Source organism: Pseudomonas bohemica (assembly GCF_002934685.1).
GTDB lineage: Bacteria > Pseudomonadota > Gammaproteobacteria > Pseudomonadales > Pseudomonadaceae > Aquipseudomonas > Aquipseudomonas bohemica.
In genome coordinates, this window is record NZ_NKHL01000120.1 from 132,747 (window position 1) to 156,169 (window position 23,423).

The 23,423-nt window shown below is 57.5% G+C and carries 19 protein-coding genes and 5 pseudogenes; 12 read left to right on the plus strand and 12 right to left on the minus strand.

The genetic code is table 11. The features are described 5' to 3' along the window. Positions 1-45 precede the first annotated feature (45 nt). The 3 genes and pseudogenes from CE491_RS26245 to CE491_RS26255 all read right to left on the minus strand — a co-directional run bounded on the left by CE491_RS26245 (position 46) and on the right by CE491_RS26255 (position 2,156). Positions 46-945, minus strand: a complete 900-nt coding sequence (locus CE491_RS26245; RefSeq protein ID WP_110951240.1) for a TauD/TfdA dioxygenase family protein — start codon at positions 943-945, stop codon at positions 46-48. Positions 946-1,225: 280 nt separating this feature from the next. Next, positions 1,226-1,555: pseudogene (locus CE491_RS26250) on the minus strand (rhodanese-like domain-containing protein); the annotation flags it as partial. After that, a pseudogene (locus CE491_RS26255) lies at positions 1,552-2,156 on the minus strand (cysteine dioxygenase). The pseudogenes CE491_RS26250 and CE491_RS26255, both read right to left, overlap by 4 nt. 388 nt (positions 2,157-2,544) lie before the next feature. On the opposite strand from CE491_RS26255, the pseudogene CE491_RS26260 reads away from it, so the two are divergent. Together CE491_RS26260 and CE491_RS31085 are read left to right on the plus strand one after the other, a co-directional pair. Then, a pseudogene (locus tag CE491_RS26260) lies at positions 2,545-3,062 on the plus strand (LysR family transcriptional regulator); the annotation flags it as partial. Then, positions 3,057-3,391, plus strand: a pseudogene (locus CE491_RS31085) (class II aldolase/adducin family protein); the annotation flags it as partial. The pseudogenes CE491_RS26260 and CE491_RS31085, both read left to right, overlap by 6 nt. Here CE491_RS31085 and CE491_RS30895 read toward each other — a convergent pair. Beyond that, positions 3,386-3,503: pseudogene (locus CE491_RS30895) on the minus strand (LLM class flavin-dependent oxidoreductase); the annotation flags it as partial. The pseudogenes CE491_RS31085 and CE491_RS30895 sit on opposite strands and share 6 nt — an antisense overlap. A 324-nt stretch (positions 3,504-3,827) precedes the next feature. On the opposite strand from CE491_RS30895, the gene CE491_RS26265 reads away from it, so the two are divergent. The 8 genes from CE491_RS26265 (at position 3,828) to CE491_RS26295 (ending at position 11,040) form a co-directional block, all read left to right on the plus strand. Beyond that, positions 3,828-4,688, plus strand: a complete 861-nt coding sequence (locus CE491_RS26265; RefSeq protein WP_110951242.1) for an ABC transporter permease — start codon at positions 3,828-3,830, stop codon at positions 4,686-4,688. Positions 4,689-4,690: 2 nt separating this feature from the next. Beyond that, positions 4,691-5,551, plus strand: a complete 861-nt coding sequence (locus CE491_RS26270) for an ABC transporter ATP-binding protein (RefSeq protein WP_110951243.1) — start codon at positions 4,691-4,693, stop codon at positions 5,549-5,551. A gap of 64 nt (positions 5,552-5,615) precedes the next feature. Continuing rightward, entirely contained in the window at positions 5,616-5,915 is a 300-nt protein-coding gene (locus CE491_RS31385) for a hypothetical protein (protein ID WP_407681372.1), read from the plus strand. Further along, the gene (locus CE491_RS31390) at positions 5,872-6,186 is read left to right on the plus strand and encodes a type 2 periplasmic-binding domain-containing protein (protein WP_407681373.1); all 315 of its coding nucleotides are present in this window, start codon (positions 5,872-5,874) and stop codon (positions 6,184-6,186) included. Before CE491_RS31385 ends, CE491_RS31390 begins: the two co-directional genes overlap by 44 nt. A 460-nt stretch (positions 6,187-6,646) precedes the next feature. Further along, positions 6,647-7,405: a siderophore ferric iron reductase gene (locus CE491_RS26280; protein ID WP_110951244.1), complete on the plus strand. Its 759-nt coding sequence runs from the start codon at positions 6,647-6,649 to the stop codon at positions 7,403-7,405. After that, positions 7,399-8,166: an ABC transporter ATP-binding protein gene (locus tag CE491_RS26285; RefSeq protein WP_110951245.1), complete on the plus strand. Its 768-nt coding sequence runs from the start codon at positions 7,399-7,401 to the stop codon at positions 8,164-8,166. Before CE491_RS26280 ends, CE491_RS26285 begins: the two co-directional genes overlap by 7 nt. Before the next feature lie 49 nt (positions 8,167-8,215). Further along, a complete protein-coding gene (gene fhuB / locus CE491_RS26290; RefSeq protein WP_110951246.1) occupies positions 8,216-10,183 on the plus strand; it encodes a Fe(3+)-hydroxamate ABC transporter permease FhuB in 1,968 nt (655 codons plus the stop codon). Beyond that, positions 10,180-11,040, plus strand: coding sequence for an iron-siderophore ABC transporter substrate-binding protein (locus CE491_RS26295; protein WP_110951247.1), 861 nt, complete (start codon positions 10,180-10,182; stop codon positions 11,038-11,040). The genes fhuB and CE491_RS26295 overlap by 4 nt, the downstream gene beginning before the upstream one ends. A gap of 44 nt (positions 11,041-11,084) precedes the next feature. On the opposite strand, the gene CE491_RS26300 is transcribed toward CE491_RS26295, so the two are convergent. The 7 genes from CE491_RS26300 to CE491_RS26330 form a co-directional block, all read right to left on the minus strand. Continuing rightward, the gene (locus tag CE491_RS26300; RefSeq protein WP_199885258.1) at positions 11,085-13,211 is read right to left on the minus strand and encodes a TonB-dependent siderophore receptor; all 2,127 of its coding nucleotides are present in this window, start codon (positions 13,209-13,211) and stop codon (positions 11,085-11,087) included. Positions 13,212-13,374: 163 nt separating this feature from the next. Continuing rightward, positions 13,375-14,559, minus strand: coding sequence for an aromatic ring-hydroxylating oxygenase subunit alpha (locus tag CE491_RS26305; protein ID WP_110951249.1), 1,185 nt, complete (start codon positions 14,557-14,559; stop codon positions 13,375-13,377). 115 nt (positions 14,560-14,674) lie between these two features. Next, positions 14,675-16,537 carry an IucA/IucC family protein gene (locus CE491_RS26310; protein WP_234407683.1) on the minus strand — a complete coding sequence of 621 codons (1,863 nt, stop codon included), beginning with the start codon at positions 16,535-16,537 and terminating at the stop codon, positions 14,675-14,677. A gap of 8 nt (positions 16,538-16,545) precedes the next feature. After that, entirely contained in the window at positions 16,546-17,118 is a 573-nt protein-coding gene (locus tag CE491_RS26315) for a GNAT family N-acetyltransferase (protein WP_110951251.1), read from the minus strand. After that, on the minus strand, positions 17,108-18,328 hold the full coding sequence (locus CE491_RS26320) for an MFS transporter (RefSeq protein ID WP_110951252.1): 1,221 nt from the start codon (positions 18,326-18,328) through the stop codon (positions 17,108-17,110). The genes CE491_RS26315 and CE491_RS26320 overlap by 11 nt, the downstream gene beginning before the upstream one ends. Then, the gene (locus CE491_RS26325) at positions 18,325-19,668 is read right to left on the minus strand and encodes a lysine N(6)-hydroxylase/L-ornithine N(5)-oxygenase family protein (protein WP_110951253.1); all 1,344 of its coding nucleotides are present in this window, start codon (positions 19,666-19,668) and stop codon (positions 18,325-18,327) included. Before CE491_RS26325 ends, CE491_RS26320 begins: the two co-directional genes overlap by 4 nt. Before the next feature lie 329 nt (positions 19,669-19,997). Next, a complete protein-coding gene (locus CE491_RS26330; RefSeq protein ID WP_110951254.1) occupies positions 19,998-20,297 on the minus strand; it encodes a cupin domain-containing protein in 300 nt (99 codons plus the stop codon). A 204-nt stretch (positions 20,298-20,501) separates the two neighbouring features. Here CE491_RS26330 and CE491_RS26335 point away from each other — a divergent pair, with 204 nt between their 5' ends. Further along, positions 20,502-21,464 (plus strand): SDR family NAD(P)-dependent oxidoreductase, encoded by a 963-nt coding sequence (locus CE491_RS26335; RefSeq protein ID WP_110951255.1) that lies wholly within the window; start codon positions 20,502-20,504, stop codon positions 21,462-21,464. A gap of 278 nt (positions 21,465-21,742) precedes the next feature. Continuing rightward, a complete protein-coding gene (locus CE491_RS26340) occupies positions 21,743-22,141 on the plus strand; it encodes a reverse transcriptase domain-containing protein (protein WP_267894499.1) in 399 nt (132 codons plus the stop codon). Positions 22,142-22,275: 134 nt separating this feature from the next. Here the strand turns inward: CE491_RS26340 and CE491_RS26345 are convergent, their stop codons facing one another. Beyond that, a complete protein-coding gene (locus tag CE491_RS26345) occupies positions 22,276-23,130 on the minus strand; it encodes an EamA family transporter (protein ID WP_110951256.1) in 855 nt (284 codons plus the stop codon). Positions 23,131-23,423: the final 293 nt, after the last annotated feature.

Consider the following 23,423-nt stretch of genomic DNA (forward strand, 5'->3'; position numbering starts at 1 on the left):
TCGTCGTGTTCAGGGCTGAAAAATGAAGTGGGTGAATCACTGCGCTCAGACGTCGGCGCTTGCCGCTTTCCTGACCCGATGCGGAATGTCGTCGTAGGCGATCAGCACGCGTTCCATGCGCCGTGGATAGTCGCCGTAGTTGTAAACCGGATAGTGCAGGGTCGAGCGGTTGTCCCAGAAGGCGATGGAGTTCTTGCGCCACTTGAAACGCACCTGATGCTCGGGCTTGCTGAATTCTTCCAGCAGCCGAGTGACCAGTGCCTTGCTGCGCGCGGGTTCCCAGCCGATCACCGACGGGTTTTGCGAGAAGTTGATGAACAGGCTTTCTTCGCCGGTTTCAGGGTGGGTGCGCACTAGCGGGTGAGCGAGGATCGGATAATCGACGCCCACCAGATCCAGCGATTTCTTGAAGTCATGCACCACGTACAGCGTGTCGATCTCCTCGCGCAGGTCCTCAGGCAGCGCGCGATACACCGCGCCAGCGTCGGCCCACAGGGTGTCGCCACCAACCTGCGGCAAATCCACCGCGCGTAGCACGGCGCCCAGTGTCGGCTTGAGCATCCAGCTGGTGTCGGTGTGCCAACGGCCGCTGGTGCGCGGGCCATACAGCTTGCGATCGTCTTGAGCCTGAATCAGATGCGCCTGGGGTTTGTCCGGATCGTTCTGTGGCGTGGTCGGGTGCACGTACAGCTCGCCGAACGCTTGGGCGAAGGCGATTTGCTGTGCGGTATTGATGTCCTGGTCACGAAAGAAAATCACCTTGTGCTTGAGCAGCAACTGGCGAATTTCGTCACGGACAGCAGGCGTCAGCGGCTGGTTCAGATCGAGGCCGGAAATTTCTGCACCGATGGTGGGCTCCAGCTGCGTGACCTGCAGGGCCGTTTGCGTGTGTGGCTGCGAGTTTGACTGGGCATGGCTTTTTGCGATTTCAAGAACGACAGACATGGTGATACTACCTCTCTTGGTTGTTGATCATTAACCTCCGCCTGGAGAGGGGTCGGGTAGGGAAGTGTGGAACGTTGGAAAGGCGCGGCCATGGCGGCCGCGCCTTGAAGCATCAGATCACGAAAAAGCCGAGTGTGCCGTCGCGGCCAAGCTGTTCCACCAGGCCGAACTTGCAGTCCAGATACGCCTGCATCGCTTCGCGCGGTGCATCGGTGCCTTCATACGGGCGGCGGTAGCGGTCGATGCGAAGCGAGGCGAGCTGGCTTTCACCGGTTTCAGACTCGTAACCGGCGTCGCGCCAGCCCTGCAGACTACCTTGCAGCAATCCCACACCGCTGTAGCTCAGATCCTGCAAGCGTTGTTGCGCGATCTGCGCCAGCCCTTCGCCGCTGTCGTACAGGGTAATGGCCGTGTCGTGACACTGAACGCGCGACAGCACTTGCAGCTCCAGCTTCGACAGCGGGATGTTGACCGCAAACAGGGGGTGAGTTTCGGGGAACGGCGCCTCTTCGCGCACATCGAGCAACGCAACTTCTTCTTTGGCGAGCAACGCCCTGCGGATGTCAGCGAAGGATCGCATCGCGGTATCGTTATGACGAGCTTGAGTCATTGGGCTTGGTCCCCTTTGGATAGGTCCCAGATATTCGGGAGATAGGCGTTGGCGTAGCCGGAAATAAACAGTTTCTCAGTACCGTTAGGTTGATACACCGCGCGGCGGACTGCCCCGATATTCGCGCCAAACACGCTGATGCTGATCAACACTTGGTCGAAGGCGTTGCTCACTTGATGGATGTCGTTGCTGCGCGGCGACAGGGCTTCAACCTGGCCAGGCTCAAGACGAATCGCCGAGCCTTCTTTTTCCAGACGCCCGTCGGCGCTACGGGCATAGCCCTGTGAATATTCGGCGCCGCGCAGCATGCCGATCAGGCCCCAGACCCGGTGGTCGTGAATCGGTGTGCTCTGACCTGCCCCAAGACGAAACTCACGATGGAGAAAAGCGGACGCGAGTCCGCGTGCAGCAGAAACTGTTGATAACGGGTCGGGTCGGCAATGACGAACTCATCGGGCAGCCAGTCGTCGAAGCCGACCAGTTGCCCCAGTAGCTTGCCACCGCGGTGCAGCAGGTCGCCATTGCGAGGGTTGCTGTCGATCAATTCAGCGAGCGCGCCGATGAATTCACGCAGGCGCTCAGGGTGTCGGGTTTGCGTCATGTCGGTTCCAGCGCTTGATTGAGGCATGGATTAATATAAGCATAATGTTTCGAGATAATATGCTATTTTTTAATGATTAGGTTATAACCAAAATGTCTTTAATTTCTTTTTACGATCGTGGCGCCGCTCCAACTCCTTGGCGATGCTGTTCTGGAGCGTGTCAGGTCAAACGCCTCGCGAACAAGTTCGTTCCTACAGGGATCGGGTTTGGCTTGGGATTGATTAGACCTGTTGGAGCGGTGCTTGCCCGCGAAGCTCACGACGCGGGGATGTCAGGTAACGCTGAGGTGCCAGCTTCCTGAGAAAGCTCGTCCTACAGAAAATCTGTGGGCTATCCAGATTTCCGATTCGGAATGATGCTTTTTGCCTATCTTGTCCCCCATCTTCTATGTACGGTCCGAATGAAATTGATGATGTCGATGCCTTCGTGGCAGTTGTTCGTTGTCAGTCGATCGGCCATGCCGCTGAATCGCTGGATCTGACGCAGCCGGCGATCACGCGCCGGGTGCAGAACTTTGAGCAGGCGCTGGGCGTCGAGTTGTTCGACCTCAACACCAAGCCGCTCAAACCTACGCCCATGGGCATTCAGGTGTATCAGAAGTGCCTGGCGATTCTGCAGGGGATGGGCTCATTGCGTGAACTGGTTGCCACCGACACGCCGCCCAGCGGTTTGCTGCGCTTGGGCGTACCGCAAACCATTGGCGACGTGGTGTTACTCGACGCGCTCAAGCACCTGCGCGGGCAATTCCCCGTCTGCGGGAGCAGGTCGTGACCGGTTGGGGCAGTCACCTGATCGGCAAGATCGAGAACGGCGAACTGGACGCCGCAGCGGCGTTGTTTCCCGCTGGCAAGATTTTTCCGGAAAACATCGTCGGTGTATCCATCGGCAAGATGGAACCGGTAGTGGACATCGACGGCACCCTCATCGATGACCCGCCGGGCTTGGGACCAATCACGCGGGCTATGTGATCCACAGCGCTATTCATGCGGCGCGACCTGATCTTCAGGCCGTGCTGCACACCCATACGCGCGACGGCATTGCGGTGTCGGCGCAGAAGGGCGGGTTGTTGCTGATTTCTCAGCATTCACTGGCGTTTTCCGGGCGTATTGCTTATCACCGTTACGAGGGTGTGGCGCAGGACTTGGGTGAGCGCGAGCGGCTGGTGGCGGACCTGGGCGACAAGAGCGTGATGCTCCCGCGCAATGACAGCCTGCTCACGGCCGGCGTCAGTGTCCGGGCTGTTGGAATGAAAGGCCACCAGCGCCCGGTCAAAGCCGGCGTCTTCGTGGGCTCTGGAAACTTTCAACGTAGTCGGGCTGGATCGTCGGTCCACTGCGGTGAGGAATTTCCGACCCCGGCTACGTGGCGATGTAACCGGTGAATTCAACGCTCATGAACAACTCCTTCTCATCGTAGGCATGTTTCAGACGTGCCGTGTCGGCATCGCGCCCATGCGAACAAGCAACATAGGGTCAGGGCGCGCGGTTGTGAAATTCGATTCGGCGCTAAGCTAACTATAAAAAAACTGCATGTAATTAGATGTGCAAAATCAGGATATCGATTATTAGGTTATTCTTAAACGACCTTTCCCCAGCGTTTTTTATACGAATACGATGGGCTCCGCACTGATCGCGCATTCGGCTCGTTCAAGTCTTTCAGGAAGGATGCCCATGACCGAAACCACCCTCGAACCTTTGGCGGCTGATGCCGGTTTTCTCACGGTCAACAAACGTCCCACGGTACAAAAAGACAGTGCCGACAACCGCTGGCACATTCCCGCCTTCGTGCTTCGCCTGCTCAGTCCCATCGCCTTGCTGCTTTTATGGGAACTGGCGTCGCAGGCCGGGTGGATTCCCAGCCGGGTCATCGCCGCGCCGTCGCAGATTGGCGGCACGTTATGGGCGATGATTGTGTCGGGCGAACTCGGCAAGCACCTGTGGGTATCACTGCATCGTGCGCTACTAGGGTTAGGCATCGGCGTGACCATTGGCGTGGTGGCGGCATTGGTGACCGGCCTGTCGAAGCGCGGTGAGCTGATCCTTGATTCACCCATGCAAATGCTGCGCACCATTCCATCGCTGGCCCTGGTGCCGCTGTTCATTCTGTGGTTCGGCATCGGCGAATTCACCAAGATCGCGCTGATCGTCACCGGCACGACTTTCCCGGTGTACCTCAATCTGTTTTCCGGGATTCGCAACATCGACCCCAAACTCATCGAGGCGGCCAACACCCTCGGCCTCAATCGTCGCGAGCTGATCTGGCACGTCATTCTGCCGGGCTCGTTGCCCTCGTTTTTTGTTGGGTTGCGCTATTCGCTGGGGATCTCCTGGCTGGCCCTGGTGTTCGTCGAACAGATCAATACCACCGCAGGCATCGGCTTCCTGGCCAGCGATGCGCGGGACTTCATGCGCACTGACGTGATCGTGATCTGCCTGCTGATCTATAGCGTTCTCGGACTGGTCATCGACGGCATCATTCGCACGCTGGAGCGTTATGCGCTGGCGTGGCGCCCAACTTTCGTGAGGACTTGAACATGGCTGTTGATCTGGCTATTGATCGTAGCAACGGCGCATCGGGCGCCGACACATCACGTAATCCTGCACCGGTTCAATTGCGCAATGTGGTCCGCCAATTCGGTGAACAACGCGTGATCGATGAGCTGGACCTGGACATCGCGCCGGCGGAGTTCGTCGCATTGCTGGGCGCCAGTGGTTCGGGCAAGACCACGTTATTGAGGATGTTGGCCGGGCTGGACAGCATCGACAGTGGGCAACTGCGCGTGCCCTTGGCGCGGGCGGCGGTGTTTCAGGAGCCGCGCCTGATGCCCTGGAAAAGCGCCTGGCGCAACGTGGTGCTGGGCCTGCGCAATGGCGCAGGCAAACGTCACGCCGAACAGGCACTGACCGAAGTTGGTCTGGCCCATCGCGTTACTGCATTTCCGGCGACGCTGTCTGGCGGCGAAGCACAGCGTGTGGCATTGGCCCGTGCGCTGGTGCGTGAACCCAAGCTCTTACTGCTCGACGAGCCGTTCGCGGCATTGGATGCCCTGACGCGGATTCGCATGCACCAGTTGATCATCGACCTGTGGCGTAAGCACACGCCGGCGGTGCTGTTGGTCACTCATGACGTCGACGAAGCCATATTGCTCGCAGACCGGGTCATCGTCCTGGCGGACGGCAAAATTGCCGACGAGTTGCGCATTGAATTGCCACGCCAACGCAGCACTGCACAACCGGGATTTCAGGCTATTCGCACGCGTTTGCTTAGGCTGTTGGGGGTTGATGCGACAGCAGGGCATGCGCCGCAGGTGCCGCTGGACGCTGAGCCGGCGCATGCCGCCGCTGAGCAACGTCGACGTTTTGCCCGTACCTCACGCGTTTTTACAACCGAGTAACAAGGATGCATTGAACCATGCTGTTTCGTTCGTTGAACCTGGCCCGTGTCATGGCGCAGTCGGGTTGTTGGCCGTCGTGTTAGCGATGGCTGGCTGCGGCGCTGAAGCTGAAAACAAGCAATCAGTCGCCGCTACGGAGAAAGTCGACTGGTCAAAGGTCAAGTTGATTCTCGGTGATCAGGCCGAGGGTTCGCGTTCCATGGTGGAGGCGTCGAAAGCATCCGACGGCATCCCGTATCAAGTGGAGTGGGCGAATTTTCAGGGCTCCGCGCCGCTCTTTGAGGCATTGCGCCAGGTGCCGTCGCAGGAAAACGGCGCGCGTGAGCATCAACACCGGACTGACGTTCATTACCGCGTCGGATGATGTGCTGACTGACAAGGTCAAACGCCAAGCGCTCAACGATGTTTTGCAGCGTTTGGCCAAGGCCTCCGAGTGGGCCAAGACGCACCCGGATGAGTACGCGCAGGTGTTTGCGAGGGTCAACGACGTTCCGCTGCCCGTGTCCCAGCGTCTGCACGGTTGGGGGATCGAGTCGTTATTGCCGGTCGAGACGTCGGACGTCAACGCGGTGCAGGGGGTAGATGACCTGTTCGTGAAGAAGATCTTCCTGCACAAGGCCGAGTTACGAAGTTGATTGATCGGGAAGTGTTCCCGAAGGTGGATGGGGAGTTGCAACTCTTCCTTATCGAAGTCGTCCACATCAATAACTCGCGCCGTGTAGCTTCCGAAACTCGCTCGGGAGGTCGGTCTGCTTTCCACCTTTTCGAGGTTAGGGTCGCGTTATCGGTCAGGCTCCGTCGCACCGAGAACACTCGGCCAGCGATTGGCCGTATCTGCCGAAGACTATCAGATTGGCGAGGTGATTTTTTCAGATCCTAATCGCTCCAATTCGGTTGGCGCGCCCACATGTGGCTGATCTGCTCGAAAAGCCTCAGAAGCTTCTGCATCGATAAGCTGAGGCTGAGAGGAGGCATTCAAGTTGAGAACTGTAACCAAATGATAATTTGAAGCATTAAGATTTGTATGTTTTACTAAGCCTCTTTCTTCCTAGATCTGACCGTCGTTGCGTCGGCAGGGTTAAGAGGTTGAACGACATGTGCCAAGCCAACACAGACCTTGCTCGATTGATCGACACTGCTACCAAGGCGCTACCCCGAATGGCTGGTCGAGTGGGTGAGGCCCGTAGTGGTCAACTGGTTGACGGCTGTGCCAGCAACCCATTCAGGATCGCGGCATTGCATGCCCATTGGGTTTCTGCGCACCCCGAGGCCGGGCCGCATTACTGGGCCATTCACAGTTGGTCACTGGTGATCTGGCAGCCAATTTATTTGAGCCTGTTGGCGGTGCATTTGTCCCATCAGGTGCCGAGCCTGGCGAAGATGGGGCAGACCGTCAGCGAGGGACAGGTCGGTGGCTTCTGCTTGCCCCCTCACTGGCCGCGCGAAGGCCGTCAGGCTGATTTGATCCGCTTTGCGGCCGAGCAGTTGTGCCAATTTGTCGACCGGCAACTGAGCGACTTCAACAGCGTCTGCCAGATTTACCCGAAGATGGCCCGTCTGCTGGCCGCCGACTGCGCTCGGGCAGCATTATTGTGGGTCGACCGCTGCCAACCCATGGGCAATGCCCAGGTACGCGACCTGGAGGGACAATGGATGGAAGCGTTGGCCTTGTCGCCGGGCAGTTCGTTGATCGAGGTGCAGACCGATGATGGGCGCCAGTGTCTGGCGCTAGGCCGAAAGGTGTGCTGCCAGCATTTTCGCCGAGCCGATGGCGAATTGTGCAACACATGTCCCAAACACAAACAGGAAGAGCGTTTACAGCGTCTGCGCGAGGAGTTCACGCTGCAATGCTGAGTCTGCAAGGCATTGCTGTAAGGCGTGACGCGCGCACTATTCTAGCCGTAGAGCGGCTACATATCGCCTGCGATCAGTTCACTGTAATCCTGGGTCACAACGGCTCAGGAAAATCGACGTTGATGAACCTCATGGCCCGGCAGTTCACTGCCGACAGAGGTCATGTCGAGTTGCACAACAAACCGCTGGAACAGTACAGCGTGCGTGACTTCGCCCGCCATGTAGCCTTTTTGCCGCAACACTTTCCCGGAGCTCCGGGGCTGACCGTGCGTGAGTTGGTGATGTTGGGGCGTTACCCCTGGCGTGGTCTGTTTGGGCGGTGGCAAGCCGAGGACTACCGTTTGACCGAGCGGGCCCTGCAGCAAACAGATATCGGCCATTACGCTGAACACATGGCCGATAGCCTGTCTGGCGGCGAGCGCCAACGGGCCTGGATTGCCATGTCACTGGCGCAGCAGGCACCGTTGATTCTGCTGGACGAACCGACCTCCGCATTGGACCTGGCCCATCAATATGAACTGATGTCGCTATTGCGCCAGCTCAACCGCTCGGCCGGGCGGGGTATCGTCGCCATCCTGCATGACATCAATCTCGCCGCCCGCTATGCCGATCGCATTGTCGCGCTGAAGCAGGGCCGGGTATTTTTCGATGGCAGCCCCGCGCAACTGCTTTGCACTGAGGTGTTGAGCGAGCTCTACGGTGTCGCTATCCAGTTACTGGATCAGCCCGACCATAGAAACAGGATTGCCGTTGTCAGCTGATGCGGTCGAGTGCGCGGCGCCGGATATTTGCCCCAGGAGTGGCTATACCGTGCTGCGACGTTACCTGCTCAGCCTGAGTTTGCTTGCCGTGCTGGTGCTGCTTTATTTGCAGATCAGCACGCCATTGAGCCTGAGCCAACAGTTGGCTCAGGCCCTGGCTCCCAGTGACGATAGCCTGGAAAACCTGACCTTTTCGCTCGCTGTTCTTCCACGGCTGCTTATGGCCTTGTTGGTGGGAGCCGCCATGGGCTTATCCGGCAGCTTATTGCAACAGCTGACCCAGAACCGCTTGGTATCGCCGATGACCATCGGTGTTTCGTCGGGCGCCTGGGTGGGGTTGCTGTGCTTGAGTGCTGTGGCGCCGACGCTGGTCACCAGTCATGGCGAGTGGGCTGCACTGTGCGGTGCGGTGCTGGCGGTCGGCGTGGTTTTGCTGATTGCCGGGCGCGACGGTATTGCTGGTTTGCCCATGGTCTTGGCCGGTATGGCGATGAATTTGCTGCTGGGCGCGGTGGCGGCGGCTATTTTGCTGATCGACCACCAGCAAAGCCGTGGGGTTTCCGTGTGGGGCGCGGGCGACCTGGGGCAAATAGACTGGTATTTTGTGAGCTGGCTTTGGCCCAAATTGGCGGTAGGGGCGCTGCTGATCATGTTTGCGCCACGGCCCCTGGCGTTGCTGCAACTGGGTAGTCGGGCCGCGCAAGCTCGAGGCTTGAATCTCTGGCCGGTGTTGCTGGGGCTGTTTCTGTCGGCCCTATGGCTAAGCGCGGTGTCGATCACCGCGGTGGGACTGATTGGTTTCATCGGCCTGATCGCGCCTAACCTGGCACGACTGCTGGGTGCGCGCACGCCGCGCGACGAACTGTTATACAGCAGTCTGGTGGGCATGCTGGTACTGCTGGGCAGCGATATCCTGGCTTTGCTCTTGACCAATTTCCTGGGCGACCTGGTACCGACCGGTGCCACTGCGGCGTTGATCGGTGCCCCAGCCTTGCTGTGGCTGTTGCGCCGAAAACTGGCGGCCAAAGACCTGCGTTCCCTGAGTCTGATGGGTACATCCACGCGAGGACTGGCGGTGCGGCTGCGCTGGACGCTGCCGCTAATGGTGTGCCTGACGTTGCTGCTGAGCCTTTGTGTCAATCGCAGCCTCGACGGTTGGCTACTGGAATGGCCGTCGTCCCTGGTCTGGTCGCTGCGTTGGCCAAGGGTGCTGACTGCGGTTGCCGCCGGTAGCGGGCTGGCGGTGGCTGGGCTACTGCTGCAACGGCTGTTACGCAATCCTTTGGCCAGTCCGGACATCCTCGGCATCACCGCCGGCGCTGCTCTGGCAGTGATGCTGATCTTGCTGGTGGCGGGTAACAACCTGTTTTGGCTCAAGGCACCGCTGGCGGCGTTCAGCGGCAGTATGATCGTGCTTGGCTTGTTGCTGGTGCTGGGCCGTCGCCATGATTATGCCCCTGGCGTGATGGTTCTGGTGGGGATTGCTCTGGGGGCGCTGCTCAACACAGGTCTACAATTCTGCCTGGTCAAGGCATCCGGTGACTCCTTGGCCTTGCTCGGCTGGCTGGCCGGTTCGACCTATCGGGTGTCTGCTGGTCAGTCCGTTGGGCTGGCTGTGGGCGTGGCGTTGCTATCGGTGCTGAGCTTGTCGTTCCAGAGGGCTTTGACCCTGATTTCCATGGACGAAGGTACTGCTCGCAGCCGTGGTCTGGAGGTGCGGCGGGTGCGTCTGGTATTGCTGGTGCTGGCCGCGCTGCTGTGTGCCCTGGTCACCAGCCTGCTCGGGCCGGTGGCTTTTGTCGGTCTGCTGGCACCGCATATGGCGGCACTGTTTGGCGCCCGCCGGGTGGTTGCCCAGTTGTGGCTGGCTGCTGTGCTTGGGGGGCTGTTGATGCTGATCGCCGATTGGCTGGGTCGTACTATGATTTTCCCCTTGCAAGTACCGGTGGGCATCGTCGCTTCAGTGCTTTGTGGTCTGTATTTCGTGTACCTGCTAGTTCGGCAGCGCTGGCTATGAAGCGGCTGCGCGCGGTGTGGCTGGGTTGCTTGCTGATGCTTTGTCCGCTGTTGGCCACAGCAGTTGAATCGCCGCGGGTGGTTGCGCTGAGTTGGGAGATGGTCGAGCACTTATTGAAACTGGGTATTACTCCCGTAGCGGTAGCAGAAGCGCCAGATTACCGTACCTGGGTGGTGCATCCTGAACTGCCCGATTCGGTGCCCGATGCCGGTAGCCGCAATGAGCCGAACATGGACTTGCTGGCGCAACTGAAACCTGATCTCATTCTGATCACACCGTTGCTTGAGGACATCCGCCCGCAGTTACAGCGCATCGCACCGGTGGTGGTGTATGGCGACTTCACCCAGGCTCAGAACAACCGCTTGCTGCAACGACGTAACTTTCTCGATCTGGCCTGGCGTCTGGGTCGTGTCGAGGTCGCGCAACAACAGCTGGCCGCCATGGACGCGCATATTGCCGGATTGCGCCGCTCTATTGCCGAGCGTTTCGCCGGTCAGCCACCCAAGGTCACAGTAGTACGTTTCGCCTCGCCCACGGCCGTGTTCATCATGGGGCCTAACTCCATGCCCGAGCACGCCATGCAGTTACTCGGGTTACAGCCGGCTTACCCGACTCCGGCAAGTCGTTGGGGGAGTGTGCAGGTTCCTGTTACCGAACTTGGGCAAATAAAACAGGGTGTCGTGTTGTATATCGAGCCGTTTGCGCAACGCGAGCGCTTGTTCAGCACTCGATTGTGGCAGCGGATGCCGTTTGTAGAAGAGGGGCGAGTGGCAGCAATTCGTTCGACCTGGACTCACGGCGGTATATTCTGTGTAGAAAACTTGGCGGTCGCCATTGCTCAAGCAATGCAGTTTTAAGTTGCGAGCAGTCAGGTTTTCCGGCTGCTCGCTGCTTAGCGTTTTTAGTATTTCCAGGCCAGCGTCACCATCGCGTTACGCGAAGGGGCGTAGTAGGACTGCGCCCAGTACAGGCTGGTCAGGTACTTTCGATCTAGCAGGTTATTAACGTTCAGCGACACGTTGAAGTGCGCGTCGATGTCGTAGCTGGCTAATGCGTTGGCTACCGCATAAGAGCCCTGTCGACTGATGATCGTTTCGCCACTCGTGCTGGTGCCTTGTTCGCGGAAGATATCGCTCTGCCAGTTCACGCTGCCGCCCACTTTTAGCCCTTTGACCTGCGGCACTTTGTAGGATGTGCTCAAATAGACCGAGTTTTGCGGTATGTAGGTGCGGGTTTTTTCGCCCTCATCGTTTTTCAATGAAAATAGGTGGGTCAGGCCACCGTTCACTTCCCAGCCTGGGGCCAGTTCGCCAGCCACGGTCAGCTCGTAACCCTCGGAAATGGTATCGACCGCGGTGTAGTAAGAGAAGCCACCGGTGGTGTCGTAGCCGCTATATTCGGCGGTGTTGTCCTGCTTGGTGCGGAACAGGGACATGCTGGCATTGAGCCGTTTATCGAACCACTCGCCTTTGATCCCGCCCTCGACGCTGTTGCCTTCCACAGGGGCTAACAGTTTTTGCGAGGCGTCGATTTGCGTCTGAGGATTGAAGATTTCGGTGTAACTTACATACGCCGAATAGTTGGGCAAAAAGTCATAAACGGCGCCGTAGTACGGCGTTACTTTCGACTTGCTGTAGTCATTGGCCGCACCCGTTCGCTCACCGCTGCTTTCAAGTTTGGTAAAGTTTGCGCCAGCGATCAGCTTCAAGTCGTCGGTAACGTTGAAGTGCCCCGCGGCGTAGTAGCCGTGACGGTAGGTTATGTAGTCTGCGGAGCTGGTGACATCGGCGAAGGCCGGTTTCGCGTAGTCGCCGTCGTATTCCCATACTGGCGGCAAGGCGATATTGAGAGCATCGTCGCGGGAGGTCCAGTGGGTGTCGTCACGGGACCAGTTGGCGCCCACCACCACCTCATGGGAACGACCGAACAGCTCGAATGGGCCCTTCAAGTAAATGTCGCCCAGCACTTGCCGTTCAGCACGATTGAATTTCGAAGCGTAGGTGGTCAGCCCCAAGCCAGTTACAGCGTCGGGCACGCCACCGGCCATGAGCATTTCGGCATCAGAAGTGATTTCACGGTAGTTGAGGGAGGCTTTGGTCTCCCAGCCTCCGCCCCAGTCAGTTAGCAATTCGCCGAAGGTCTGCTTGTCGTTGGTGTCCCAGTAACTCCAATCCGGCGCGGTGTTGTGCGAGCGGCTGTAGTCCACTTTGGAGCCGTCGGTGTTGTACAGCGTCAATGCGCTCCACATGATGCCATCGGGCCGGTTGCGTTGTTCCGAATAGCCCAGAGTGGCGGTGGTGCTGTCGGTAAGGTCGGCTTCCAGTACCCCGGAAAACACCGTTTTGCTGGTGGAGTAGCGGTCCAGGTAGGAGTTGCCTTCCTGGCCGGCAAACACCGCGCGCCCGCGGAGCGTGCCCTGATCGTTCATGGGGCCGGAGACATCAAACTCGCTGCGACGGTTCTGCCAGGAGCCATAGCCGATCGAGCCTTCGGCCTGGAATTCGTGAGTGGGGCGTTTGCGCACAAAGTTGATGGTCGCGGCCGGGTTGCCAGGGTTGGAGGTCAGCCCGTTGGCGCCCTTGAGCACTTCGATATGGTCGTATAGAAAAGTGTCGATGTCGCCCATCTGTTCTTCGGAGCTGAATGGCATTCCAATGCCATCAAGCTGGAAGTTGGACACATCAAAGCCGCGTACCGAGAAGTAGGTGCGGTCGGTTTCAACCCGTTGTACGCTCACCCCGCCCGCCTGCAGTGCGTCGTTTGCGCTATTGAGTTTGAAGTCCTTGAGTTGCTGACGCGTGAGCGTGGTGGTGGTTTGTGGTGTTTCCCGAGGTGAGAGATCAAGTCGCGTAGCGGTGCGGGTCGCGCCGATGGTGTACGAATCGCTTTGTTCGGTGATGCTGGGCACCGGCGCCTGCTCGGCATTTATATTCACCGGTGTGAGCACCAATCCGTTACTGTTCTCGGTTTGCCCAGTTTCGGCAGCCAGTACATACAGCGGCGTCAACAGACCAGCGACCGGGCCCACGCTTAATGCCAGTGCCAGGGTAAAAGAGCTTGAAGACGATTGAAAAGGTCGTACCCGTGAAAGTTGATCGTGTGGGTTGGGGTGTCTGTTCATGTGGATGCTTCTATTTATGTTATGGATTAGTGGGTTGGCAGATGTGCAAAGCGGTGTAGTTGGAGGGCAATCATGCGGAGCGTGAATGAATAGCGCCCCCCATGACCGCGCGGTACCAGCTGTGGAAGTGCTGCATGCCTTCTTCTAGTGGGATTTGGTAAGGGCCGCTGTCGTCGATCCCACGTTGGTAGAGCGCCCGGCGCCCAGCGTCGGTACGCTCGGCAATTTCGTCATCTTCAATGGCCGTTTCCATGTAGGCCGCGCGGTGGGATTCCACTAGTTCGCGGTTGTTTTCCATCAAGTGCTGCGGGTAGTAGAACTCGACCACGTTGATCGATTCGTGTACGCCCTTGGGGTATACCGTCGACAACACCAGGGCTTGAGGAAATACTTCGATCATATGGGTGGGGTAGTAACTGGCCCAGATCGCCCCGAACTCAGGCGCCCCATCGCCGTATTCAGCTATCAGGCCGTCGTGCCAGGCTTTGTAGGCATCTGTGCCGGAGCGCTCCAGGTTATTGGTGACATTGATCCGTTGCAGGCTGTACCAATCGTCGTATTCCCATTTCAGACCCTCACTGCGCACGTATTTACGCAGCCCCGGGTGAAAGGTGGCGATGTGATAATCGTCGTTGTATATCTCGAGGAAGGTTTTCCAGTTGCACTTGCATGGGTGCATTTCCACGTGGTCCATGGCGTAGCCGCTGAAGTCCATTTCCGGGTGGTTGAAGAGTTTGGCGATGTCGTTGACAGGGTCGCGCGGGCCTTCGAACAGGAAGCCGCCGACGTTATGCAAGGGGTACCGAGGCAAGTTGCGGCAGGGCCGCTCGGGAAACTTCGGCGCACCGACGATCAAGCCGGTGTTGTCGTAGGTCCATGCGTGGAGCGGGCACATGATGCGCCCCCCCGTCGCGCGCAGGTTGCCGCGGCGGATCATCGAATTCGGGGCGTCGGGGCTGAAGTCGCCGAGCATCAAGGCCTGTCGGTGACGGCAGACGTTGGACAGCAACTCGATCCCATTTTCATTGCGCACCAAAATTCGCGAATAGTCGTCGTGGGGCAGGGCGTACCAGTCGCCTACATTGGGCACCATCATTTCGTGCCCTATGTACCGAGCACTGTTCTGAAAAATCAACTCTTGTTCTATCTTGTAGATCTCAGGATCGCAATAGGTGTGAATCGGTAGCTGAGGTAACTCCTCATGGAGCTCTGCCAGCAGAGTTTCCTTTTGGGCTGTGCGACCGAAGTTGACCATTCAATTGCTCCTTGCGCTGATTTCACTGAGGCCATCTCGGCACGGGCCCCAGGGGCGCGGTATTGCAGGTGGTGTGGGGGCGTTTGGCCTCTTGTGAAGGCCAAACGTGGGGCTTTTAGGCTTGTAGTTTGTCTCGGCGGATGACCGCTGCGGATTGGCTGGGTAGCGGCGCGAAAGGGGCGACAGGGTTATCCAGGGGGGCGGCCATGATCAGGCTGCCGGCAGGGTTGGCCAGATCGACCATCTGCAGGTTGTTCTTCAACTGCAGACGGTTCAGGCAGGAATGCAGGAATGAGGGCGCGAAGAAGTCGTACCGATCAAAGCGGTGCTGCAATTCGGGATGAGCCTGCTGGTAGTCAATCACCGATTCGGCCACGGTGCGCCAGTAGGTCTCTTCTACCATGCAGCCGTTTTCCTCGAGGATCTGACTCATGTGGCGGAAAACGCCGTCGAACACGTCGATGAAAATACCGAGGATCTTATAGTCTTCAGGTACATCTACGGCCAGGCGTTCCAGGCCCTCGGGCATCTTGGCGTTCTTGTCGAGAATGGCCGATTCCTCGGCGATGTCCTTCATGAACACCCGTGTCGGTACATACCCTTCCAGTACCAGAATCAGGTTCTCGCCGTGTGGCATGAACACCAGATGGTGAGCATAGAAGCAGTGAATCAACGGTTGCAGGAAGGCTTTGAGGTATTGGCGCATCCAGGCCACAGGTTCCAGACCCGAGCGGCGCATCAGTTCAGGCAGCAAGGCATTGCCTTCAGGGTCGATGTGCAGCAGAGCGGCCATGGTCATCAGGCGCTCGCCTGGCTTCAGGCGTTTCAATGGGCTTTCGCGCCACAGTGCCGACAGCATTTTCTTGTAGGGGCTGTCGGTTTCCTGCGCCGCTTCGTAGTATCGGTTGCGATACCCCACCGAGGCCACTTCACGCAGGATGCCGAAGCCATAGTCGTTGAGTACCGGGTCGCTGGAAATCAGCTCGTGCAGATAAGCGTTTATGGCTGGAGTACCGGCCATGTAGTACGGGGAGAGGCCGCGCATGAAGCCCATGTTGAGGACCGACAGCGAGGTTTTCACGTAGCATTTGTGTGGATTGCTGGTGTTGAAATAGGTGCGCACCGATTGTTGAGCGACGTATTCATCTGAGCTGGTGCCCAGAGCGATGATCTTCTGGTTGGCAACATCAGCGGCGAACATGATGCTCAACTTCTCGTACCACTGCCACGGGTGGGTCGGCATGAAAATATAGGCGTTGCTATCCAGGCCCAGGGTCGTGAGTTGCTGGCGATACGCGTCGACGGTCGCGTTACCCAGTTCCTGGCGCATCAGCGTGTCGTGGTCCAGTCCGGGAATAGCGGCGAAATGGGCGTTATCGGTGTGCACGGCCAGCCAGATAACCGGAAAACGCGCGCCGGTCTCCGGGGTGTAGGCCTGATAGTCCAGCGCGTTGAAGCCCAGGCGGCCGTTGTTGGCGACGAAGCCTGGATGGCCTTCGGTCATGGCGCTTTCGAAGTCCTGATAGTCAGCATCGGCCAGCGCCTTGCTGGTCAGATAGTCGCGGCTGTGCTTATAGGCGGCGCCAAACAGGGTGCTACTGATTTCGTCCAGGTACACAGGCAGCTTGTCCGCCGGAATTCCCAGGGTGTGCTTGAAGTCGTTGATGAACGTCAGCGCGTCGATGGGCTGCTTCTGGCCTTGTAGCTCACGCACGATGCTGGCCGGATCGATAGCCCAGTGGCGCAGGGCCATGTTCCGCGCCTGGAATTGATAGCGGCACTGCTCGGTGTCGGCCTGCAATTCATAATGCGACCAGCCTTCACGTTCGGCGGCACCCAGGGAAGTGGGGCTAAAGACTTGTTCGTGAGCGTATTCGCTGATGGCCTTGCGTACCAGCAAACGATTGACTTTGGCCCACACCTGCGGGGTGAGGTGGGCGACGGCAGTAGCGGGAGAATTTGAAATTTGCGTGTTCATCGGTGGATTCATCCTCTCAGAGAGTTGGTGAAGTCTTCTGGGGTACAAAAAGCCAATTGGGCCGTTTTGCTGGGAAGTTCGATAACGGCCTGGTTGACGAAGCCGACCATGGCGTTGAGTCGATGCACTTTGGTGTTGCGGATGTCCGGCTCGACAACCACACGCCGGGCGTGCAGGTGGTCGAAGACGAAGGCCATGACCACGCGCAGAATGTCGCGGGTGAAATGGCGGATGGGCTGCTCACAGGGGCCGACGAAAAAGTGCATGCCCCTATCGCCGGTTTGTACCGGGTAGAGCTTGCCCAGCGCGTCATCGGCCGGGTCGTAACACTCCACCACGAACGCCGGGGTGTTTTGGTAGAAGCCCATGTAGGCATGCAGATGCCCACTGCTGGCACCGTCGGCATAAAAGTCGCGGGTGGCAATGGCAGTCATGTGCTGCATGTTCCAGTAGTGCGCGTAGTCCATCTGGTACCAGGGGTGAATCACTGCGATGTCGCTTGTCAGGTCCAGCGGTCGAAGGCTCAAGTCTGGGCTGAGTTCGGGACGGCCCTCGGCGGGCGTTATCAGGTCATATCGCATGGCATTCTTCCCTAGTTTCGCCTTCGAGCTGGGCGGGCACCTGGTGGTAGCGATCAACACGCAAAGACCAACGGTCGATGACCGCTGTGAGCAGCATGCCGGCGGCGGCAATGGCGAAGGTCATTTGCACGCCTACCAGGCTCACCAGGTAGCCGGCGCCGAATGACGACAGCAGCACGCCCAGGTTCTGGAAAAAGTTGGTGATACTGAAGTCCCGGGCATAGGCGTCGGGGGTGCTGATCTTGAACAGGGTGACCTCCAACTTGACGATCACCTGGAACATGGCCCAGCCATACAGGCAGCGGCCGACGATGATCAGCAGCATTGACGGCGCAGCCTGTAACAACAGCCCGACGGTGCCCAACAGCAGGTTGCCGAATGTGTGATCGAGCCAGGCCGGGGGACTCTTCACATAGTGTTTGATCATCAACGCCAGCAGGGCGACTATGCCGGGAATGGCAAAGATCACACCGGTCAGCATCTGGTTGTGCACCCCGGTGCTGGCTTCCCAGTACAAGGTGAAAAATGGCCGCACCAGGTAGGCGCTGAAATCGAAGATCAGCATCACTAGGCTGAGTTTGAGCAGCAGTGCCAAGGTGCCGGGTGCGCGCTTGAAGGGAGGCGCCTTTCGGTTCCTTTCTTCGTGCGTCAGGACCTTGACCACTTTGCCACTGCGGATCAGATACAGGCATAGGCCCATCTGGATGAAGTCGCCGGCGGCCATCAGGGCGATGCACAGGCGCGGTCCGTATTGCTGAAGCACCAGGCCGCCTACCGCCGCGCCAAAGATGGCGCCGATGTGCACCACGACCGACAGCAGGCCGATAGTAACGCTGTGCTGATCGGGCTTCTGCAGACGCATCAGATACGGAAACATCAACAGGTAGCTGGCCTTGGTCATGAACATGAGCATGGTCAGCAGCCAATAGGTCGGGGCGTTGGGTGCCCAGATCGACATCACGCAGAACAGCGCGGCGGCGAGCTGTGTATAGGCGAGCAGGTGCATAGTCTCGACTCGCCGAGCCACCCGTGCCCACACAGGCAGCATGCACATCACAGCGATGGAAATGGCGGCAATGTAGGCACCCACATGCACCGGGCTGGTGATGCCGTAGCGGTCCTCGAAAAACTGCGGGTAAAACGCGATCAGAATCGAATCACTGATAACGCCGAATGCCGACATGATCAGGATGGTAGTGCGCAACGTCATGAGAAAGTGCCTTGGCCGTCGAGAAGTTCGAAGCCGCTGTCCGCGGCCGGTGCGAAGTCCTGGAAAGCGGTATGTGGCTCGCAGGGGTAAGGGTCCTGGCCGGTCAGTTCGGCTAACAGACGGCTGTTTCGATAGCAGGCCAGGCCCAGGTCGGGGTTGGTCAGCCCGTGGCTTTGCAAGCCGACGTTTTGTACATAGATTTCGCGGTTCTGGTGGTCTACCGCCCAGCTTTTTGATGGATCGTAGCGGCCAGCCGAGTCCCAGCGAATCCGCTCGCGAATGCCTTCGATAAAGCTTGGTAACTGGTAGCGATAGCCAGTGGCGAACACCAGCCCGTCGGTGAAATGAATGTAGTGATGGCCCAGTTGGGTGTGCTCGAAGGTCAGCGCCCATTGGCCGCTGCCGCTCACGTATTCGCAGTGCTTGAGTGCCAGGTTGGTCATCTGGCGAGTCGCTGGCGCTTCACGGTGGCTGCGTTCGTCCAGCGTTTCGTAGATGCGTTCGATCAGTGATTGGTTGATGCCGTTATAGATGCTGCGCTGGTCGTCCAGCACCTTATGCTTGACCTCAGGCTTGAGGCCGTAGAAATAGTTGCCATAGTCGGGTGTGATCAGTTCCAGGGTCAGCTTGGCGTTCTCCATCTGGAAGAAGCGCGAGGCGCGGGTGACCCAGTTGAGCGTATAACGGTGGCGTTCGGACTCCAGCAGCAAGTCTTGATAGACCTCGGCGCCACTTTGCCCACTGCCGATGACCGTGATGTTCTTGCAACGTTGCAGGTTGGCCTTGTTGCTAAGATAGTTCGAAGTGTGTACGGCCTCGACAGCCCCCTCGGCCTTGGTGAAGCAGGCGGGTATGTATGGCACCCCGCCGATGCCGATTACAAGCTTTTTAGTCAGTAGTTGGAACGCGGTGTTGTGCGGCCCGCAAGCGCCGGCGACGACGTAGCAGGCACGTTTGGGGTCATGCCAGATTTCCTGCACGTTATGTTGGTAGCGCACGTTTTTCAGTTGCGCGGCGGCCCATTTGCAGTAACGGTCGAATTCCTGGCGGGTGAGATACCAGTTTTCGCGAATGTAATAGGTGTAAAGCCGGCCCTGCTGCTTGCAATAATTGAGGTATGACAGCGGGTTGGTGGGGTCGGCCATGGAAACCATGTCGGCCAGGAAAGGGTTTTGAAGGGTAGTGCCTTCCAGCAGCATGCCACTGTGCCACGCGAACTGATTCTTCTTTTCCAGAAAAAGGCTACGTACACCATCGAGCGGTTCAGCGAGGCACGCCAATCCCAAGTTGAAAGGCCCCAGCCCTATTGCGATGAAGTCATAAGGGGTGTCATTGGTCATGTCTAAGCCTCGTCCACGCTCTGCAAGTTGAGGAAATAATAGAGTGAACGAGAATGTATATCAAATGCAAATCTAAGTAACTAGTATTTGCGTTGTTCGGACATCAGGAGGTTATGGTGATGCTGCCACGCTTGTGGGCTCGACGAGGGTATGGGGCGTGCGTGAGATACGGGCGGGAGGAGAGGAGCACGGACATGTACCAGTTCTGACCTTGCTCTCGAGAAACGTAGCCCTTGGCTCGCATCATGGGAGGAGTCGCTGGTGTTGTAGCTGGGCTTGCCCTAGCAAACGGGACCTGCGCTGGTTTGTGTCTACGAAACCCGTGCGATTCATAATCCGTCAAATAGAAGGCGGGTTTGCTCGCCGAAGTCAAAGCGGTCCCCAATGAGGAAAAACGCATCGGCTGTCCCACAACTGGCAACGCCATGGACGGCATGGCGATAGATCGCATCCGAGTGGATGGCCGGAAATGACAAGTCGCTGCGCAGGGAAAACGCCCGCTTGCGTTGCAAAAGAAAGCAATCTCCGGCTGTCAATAGGATAGGTAGCTCCATGACTTCCACCGCTAGCCAACAAGTCCCTTCAAGTATTGCATTGAACTTGACGCCTGCGGGCGGCGGGAAGTCGATTGCAAGTCTCCACCAGCGTTCAGACCTGCAAAAAGAGAGCTATGAGTATTCATGGGGGAGAGAGCTTCGGACAGGGGATCCGTAGGTGTAGGACGATCTCGATAGATAACTGGACTTTGCTGCATTCACGGTCCTAATTCTAATCAAGATAATGGTCGCCGTGGGCTTTTCCCCTATTCCCTGTCAGATTTTCAAGGACACGCCATGAACGGTAAACAGTCTCCCATTCACTCCGGCTTTGGAGCGACAACCACCGCAGCGGAGGTACTCCAAGGACGCGATCTATCCAACACCACCGCCATTGTGACTGGGGGCCATTCCGGTCTGGGCCTGGAGACGACACGAGCACTGATCAATGCGGGCGCGCATGTCGTTGTCGCAGCCCGTGATGTTGAAGCTGCTCGCGCGAAGACTAGTGGAATCCCCAATGTGGAAATCGAGCGACTGGATCTTTCCGACCTGACCAGCGTGCATGACTTCGCACAGCGTTTCCTGGCAAGCGACCGACACATAGACATCCTGATCGGCAGCGCGGGAATCATGGCTTGCCCGGAAACCCGCGTAGGGGCAGGTTGGGAGGCACAGTTCGCTACCAATCATCTGGGGCACTACGCGCTCGTGAATTTGCTATGGCCTGCGCTCAAGGGTCATGCAAGGGTGGTAGTAGTGTCATCGGCAGGGCATCACCAATCGGGTATCCGCTGGAACGATGTGCAATTCACGCAGGGCTACGACAAGTGGTTGGCCTATGGGCAGTCGAAGACGGCCAATGCATTGTTTGCTGTCCACCTTGATCTGCTTGGTCAACGCGAGGGTGTCCGTGCTTTCTCCCTTCATCCCGGCAAGATTCTCACACCGCTCCAGCGTCATCTGGCGCAGAAAGAAATGATTGCCGCCGGCTGGCTAGACGTTAGCGGCCACCTTGCAGATCCGACTTTCAAGACGACGCAGCAGGGCGCGGCCACCCAAGTTTGGGCCGCAACAGCTTCGGAGTTAACTGGCATGGGAGGTTTGTATTGCGAGGACTGTGAGATCGCATCGCTAGACATAAGCGAACCACCATCCTTTGTCGGCGTCCGGCCCTATGCCGCAGACCCTGATCAAGCCGAACGCCTTTGGGCGCTATCTGCTCAACTTACCGGAATTGACGCTTTTGAAAGGAAATGAGTGATCTGACAATAAGGGCGATGATGTCCACGTATTTTGAGGCGGACACCATCGCCCTTACGTCCAGGATTGAGAAGGTGGCTTCGCCGGACGCTTAGAGCGCCAGTTAAAGCTGGCAGAGGATAGTCAATGAAAGTTCGATACTGGTAAGAAATGGCGAATCAACCAAGCCCCGAGTCATGCATGTTGCACCGCGAGGTGCAGGGTGAAGCGTTGACAGGGGAAACCGATTGGCCAGCCATTGAGTCGCGTAATCAGGAATTCGGGATGCCGCGAATATCTATCTTCACTACACGTTGGATTTATGGGCAAGGCAGTGGCGCCCGCGCCACGCCCGTGGCGATATGGTTATCGTGCGCTACGCAGATGACAGCGTGGTGGAGTTCAGGACGAAAGTGCAGGCTCAGCAGTTTCTGATGCAGTTGCAGGAACGGTTGGCCAGGTTCGGTCTATCGCTCAACGCCTCGAAAATACGACTAATTGAGTTCGGTCGTTTTGCTGTGATGAATCGCAGGAAGCGAGGTTTGAGAAAGCCGGAGACTTTTGATTTCCTGGGTTTAACCCACCGTTGTAGTGTCAGCCGACGCGGTGACTTCGAAGTGCTGCGACTGACTGTTTTTCTTTCCACTAAAAATGTATATGCAGGGGTTTTACGACTGGGCGCGCTAAGAGGGTAGCTCTGTGGATGGCATCAACTTCGTTGCCTGCCGCAACGCGATGCCGTGCTATCAGGTGTGTATCTGTTAGTTGGCGTAGCACGTCACCGGTACTGGTTGCGTATTAGTTGATCCAAAACGTTAAGGTAATCCATTTATACCTCTTCTGCCCTTTTAGGTTCAGTTAAACTGGCAGCATTGGCAAACACAACTAGAGATAAGCCGGCTAGCTGGAAGTAGGTCAGGGTCTGACCCAGCGTGATAACCCCGATAGCCAATGCTAATACAGGTTCTGCGCTAGTCAGCATTCCGAACGTAGAATGCTTGAGTGTTTTCAACGCTAGCAAGTCTAAAATGTACGGGGCAAGAGGATACAGCAGGGCGATCAGGAGAATTTGCGGGACTTCCTGAATGCTCAGGGTTGTACCTGGTTCCCATGCGCTGAATATCAGACTTGTACAGGCTGCGGTTAGCAATGCTGGGCAGATGCCATACATGCTCGAATTATTTTGGCTTACTCGCTTACCGAATACGATATAACCTGCCCAGCATGAAGCTGCAGCGAAAGCCGACCAGATATGCGTGGCTGGCTCATGTTCTTGAGTGTTAGCGAGCATGAGGTAGATTCCCAGCAATGCTCCACCCACTAGCATTAATGACCTTGTCGTTTTTTGGTATAAGCATACAACTGCCAGGGGGGGCATGAATTCTATGCACGTTGCAAGAGCCAAGGGCATATTGGCTATTGCTATCGAAAAAAAGATTGCCATCCCTGCCATGGCTATTCCTAAAAGAAAGGTGTCGGCATTAAATAACCGACGAATCTTCTTGCGTTTCTTAGAAGCACATACAACGGTGACAATAAGAGCTGCGACAGTCAAGCGATATGCAGATGTATGGATGGCCCCCGTTGAACGTATGATGGGAATCGAATACGCGAGGCCAACTTGCATGAGCAGCATGGACATAATACATAGGGCAAACGACTGCGTATTTTTGTGCTTTATCATTAGAACTTTCTCGGCTGCTTGTGCATGTGGAGTCGATCCACTTTCTGAAAATTCCGGAGATTTATCCGTGCTGATGAACGGTACACTGCGCTGCGATCAAGTCGAACTGGTGAAGGGGATACAGCATGGGATTGGAGGCCAGACCGCTGAGGTCGTTCGGGCAGCGGCTCCAGGTGATTATCGAGAGTTCGACACGTTCGTCTTTTTCTCAAGTTGTTGGCGCTGATTGAAAACTGACCCACCCTGCCGATTGAAAATTGACCCAGGGCAGATTGCCGATTTGTCATCAGCAA

Bases quoted from the DNA above. Each gene is read 5' to 3' on its own strand.
- CE491_RS26280 (WP_110951244.1), top strand. From the start codon at position 6,647: ATGTGCCAAGCCAACACAGACCTTGCTCGATTGATCGACACTGCTACC.
- CE491_RS26305 (WP_110951249.1), bottom strand. From the start codon at position 14,559: ATGGTCAACTTCGGTCGCACAGCCCAAAAGGAAACTCTGCTGGCAGAG.
- CE491_RS26310 (WP_234407683.1), bottom strand. From the start codon at position 16,537: ATGAACACGCAAATTTCAAATTCTCCCGCTACTGCCGTCGCCCACCTC.
- CE491_RS26245 (WP_110951240.1), bottom strand. From the start codon at position 945: ATGTCTGTCGTTCTTGAAATCGCAAAAAGCCATGCCCAGTCAAACTCG.
- CE491_RS26345 (WP_110951256.1), bottom strand. From the start codon at position 23,130: ATGATAAAGCACAAAAATACGCAGTCGTTTGCCCTATGTATTATGTCC.
- CE491_RS26335 (WP_110951255.1), top strand. From the start codon at position 20,502: ATGAACGGTAAACAGTCTCCCATTCACTCCGGCTTTGGAGCGACAACC.
- CE491_RS26320 (WP_110951252.1), bottom strand. From the start codon at position 18,328: ATGACGTTGCGCACTACCATCCTGATCATGTCGGCATTCGGCGTTATC.
- CE491_RS26295 (WP_110951247.1), top strand. From the start codon at position 10,180: ATGAAGCGGCTGCGCGCGGTGTGGCTGGGTTGCTTGCTGATGCTTTGT.
- CE491_RS26270 (WP_110951243.1), top strand. From the start codon at position 4,691: ATGGCTGTTGATCTGGCTATTGATCGTAGCAACGGCGCATCGGGCGCC.
- CE491_RS26265 (WP_110951242.1), top strand. From the start codon at position 3,828: ATGACCGAAACCACCCTCGAACCTTTGGCGGCTGATGCCGGTTTTCTC.
- CE491_RS26325 (WP_110951253.1), bottom strand. From the start codon at position 19,668: ATGACCAATGACACCCCTTATGACTTCATCGCAATAGGGCTGGGGCCT.
- CE491_RS26315 (WP_110951251.1), bottom strand. From the start codon at position 17,118: ATGCGATATGACCTGATAACGCCCGCCGAGGGCCGTCCCGAACTCAGC.
- CE491_RS26285 (WP_110951245.1), top strand. From the start codon at position 7,399: ATGCTGAGTCTGCAAGGCATTGCTGTAAGGCGTGACGCGCGCACTATT.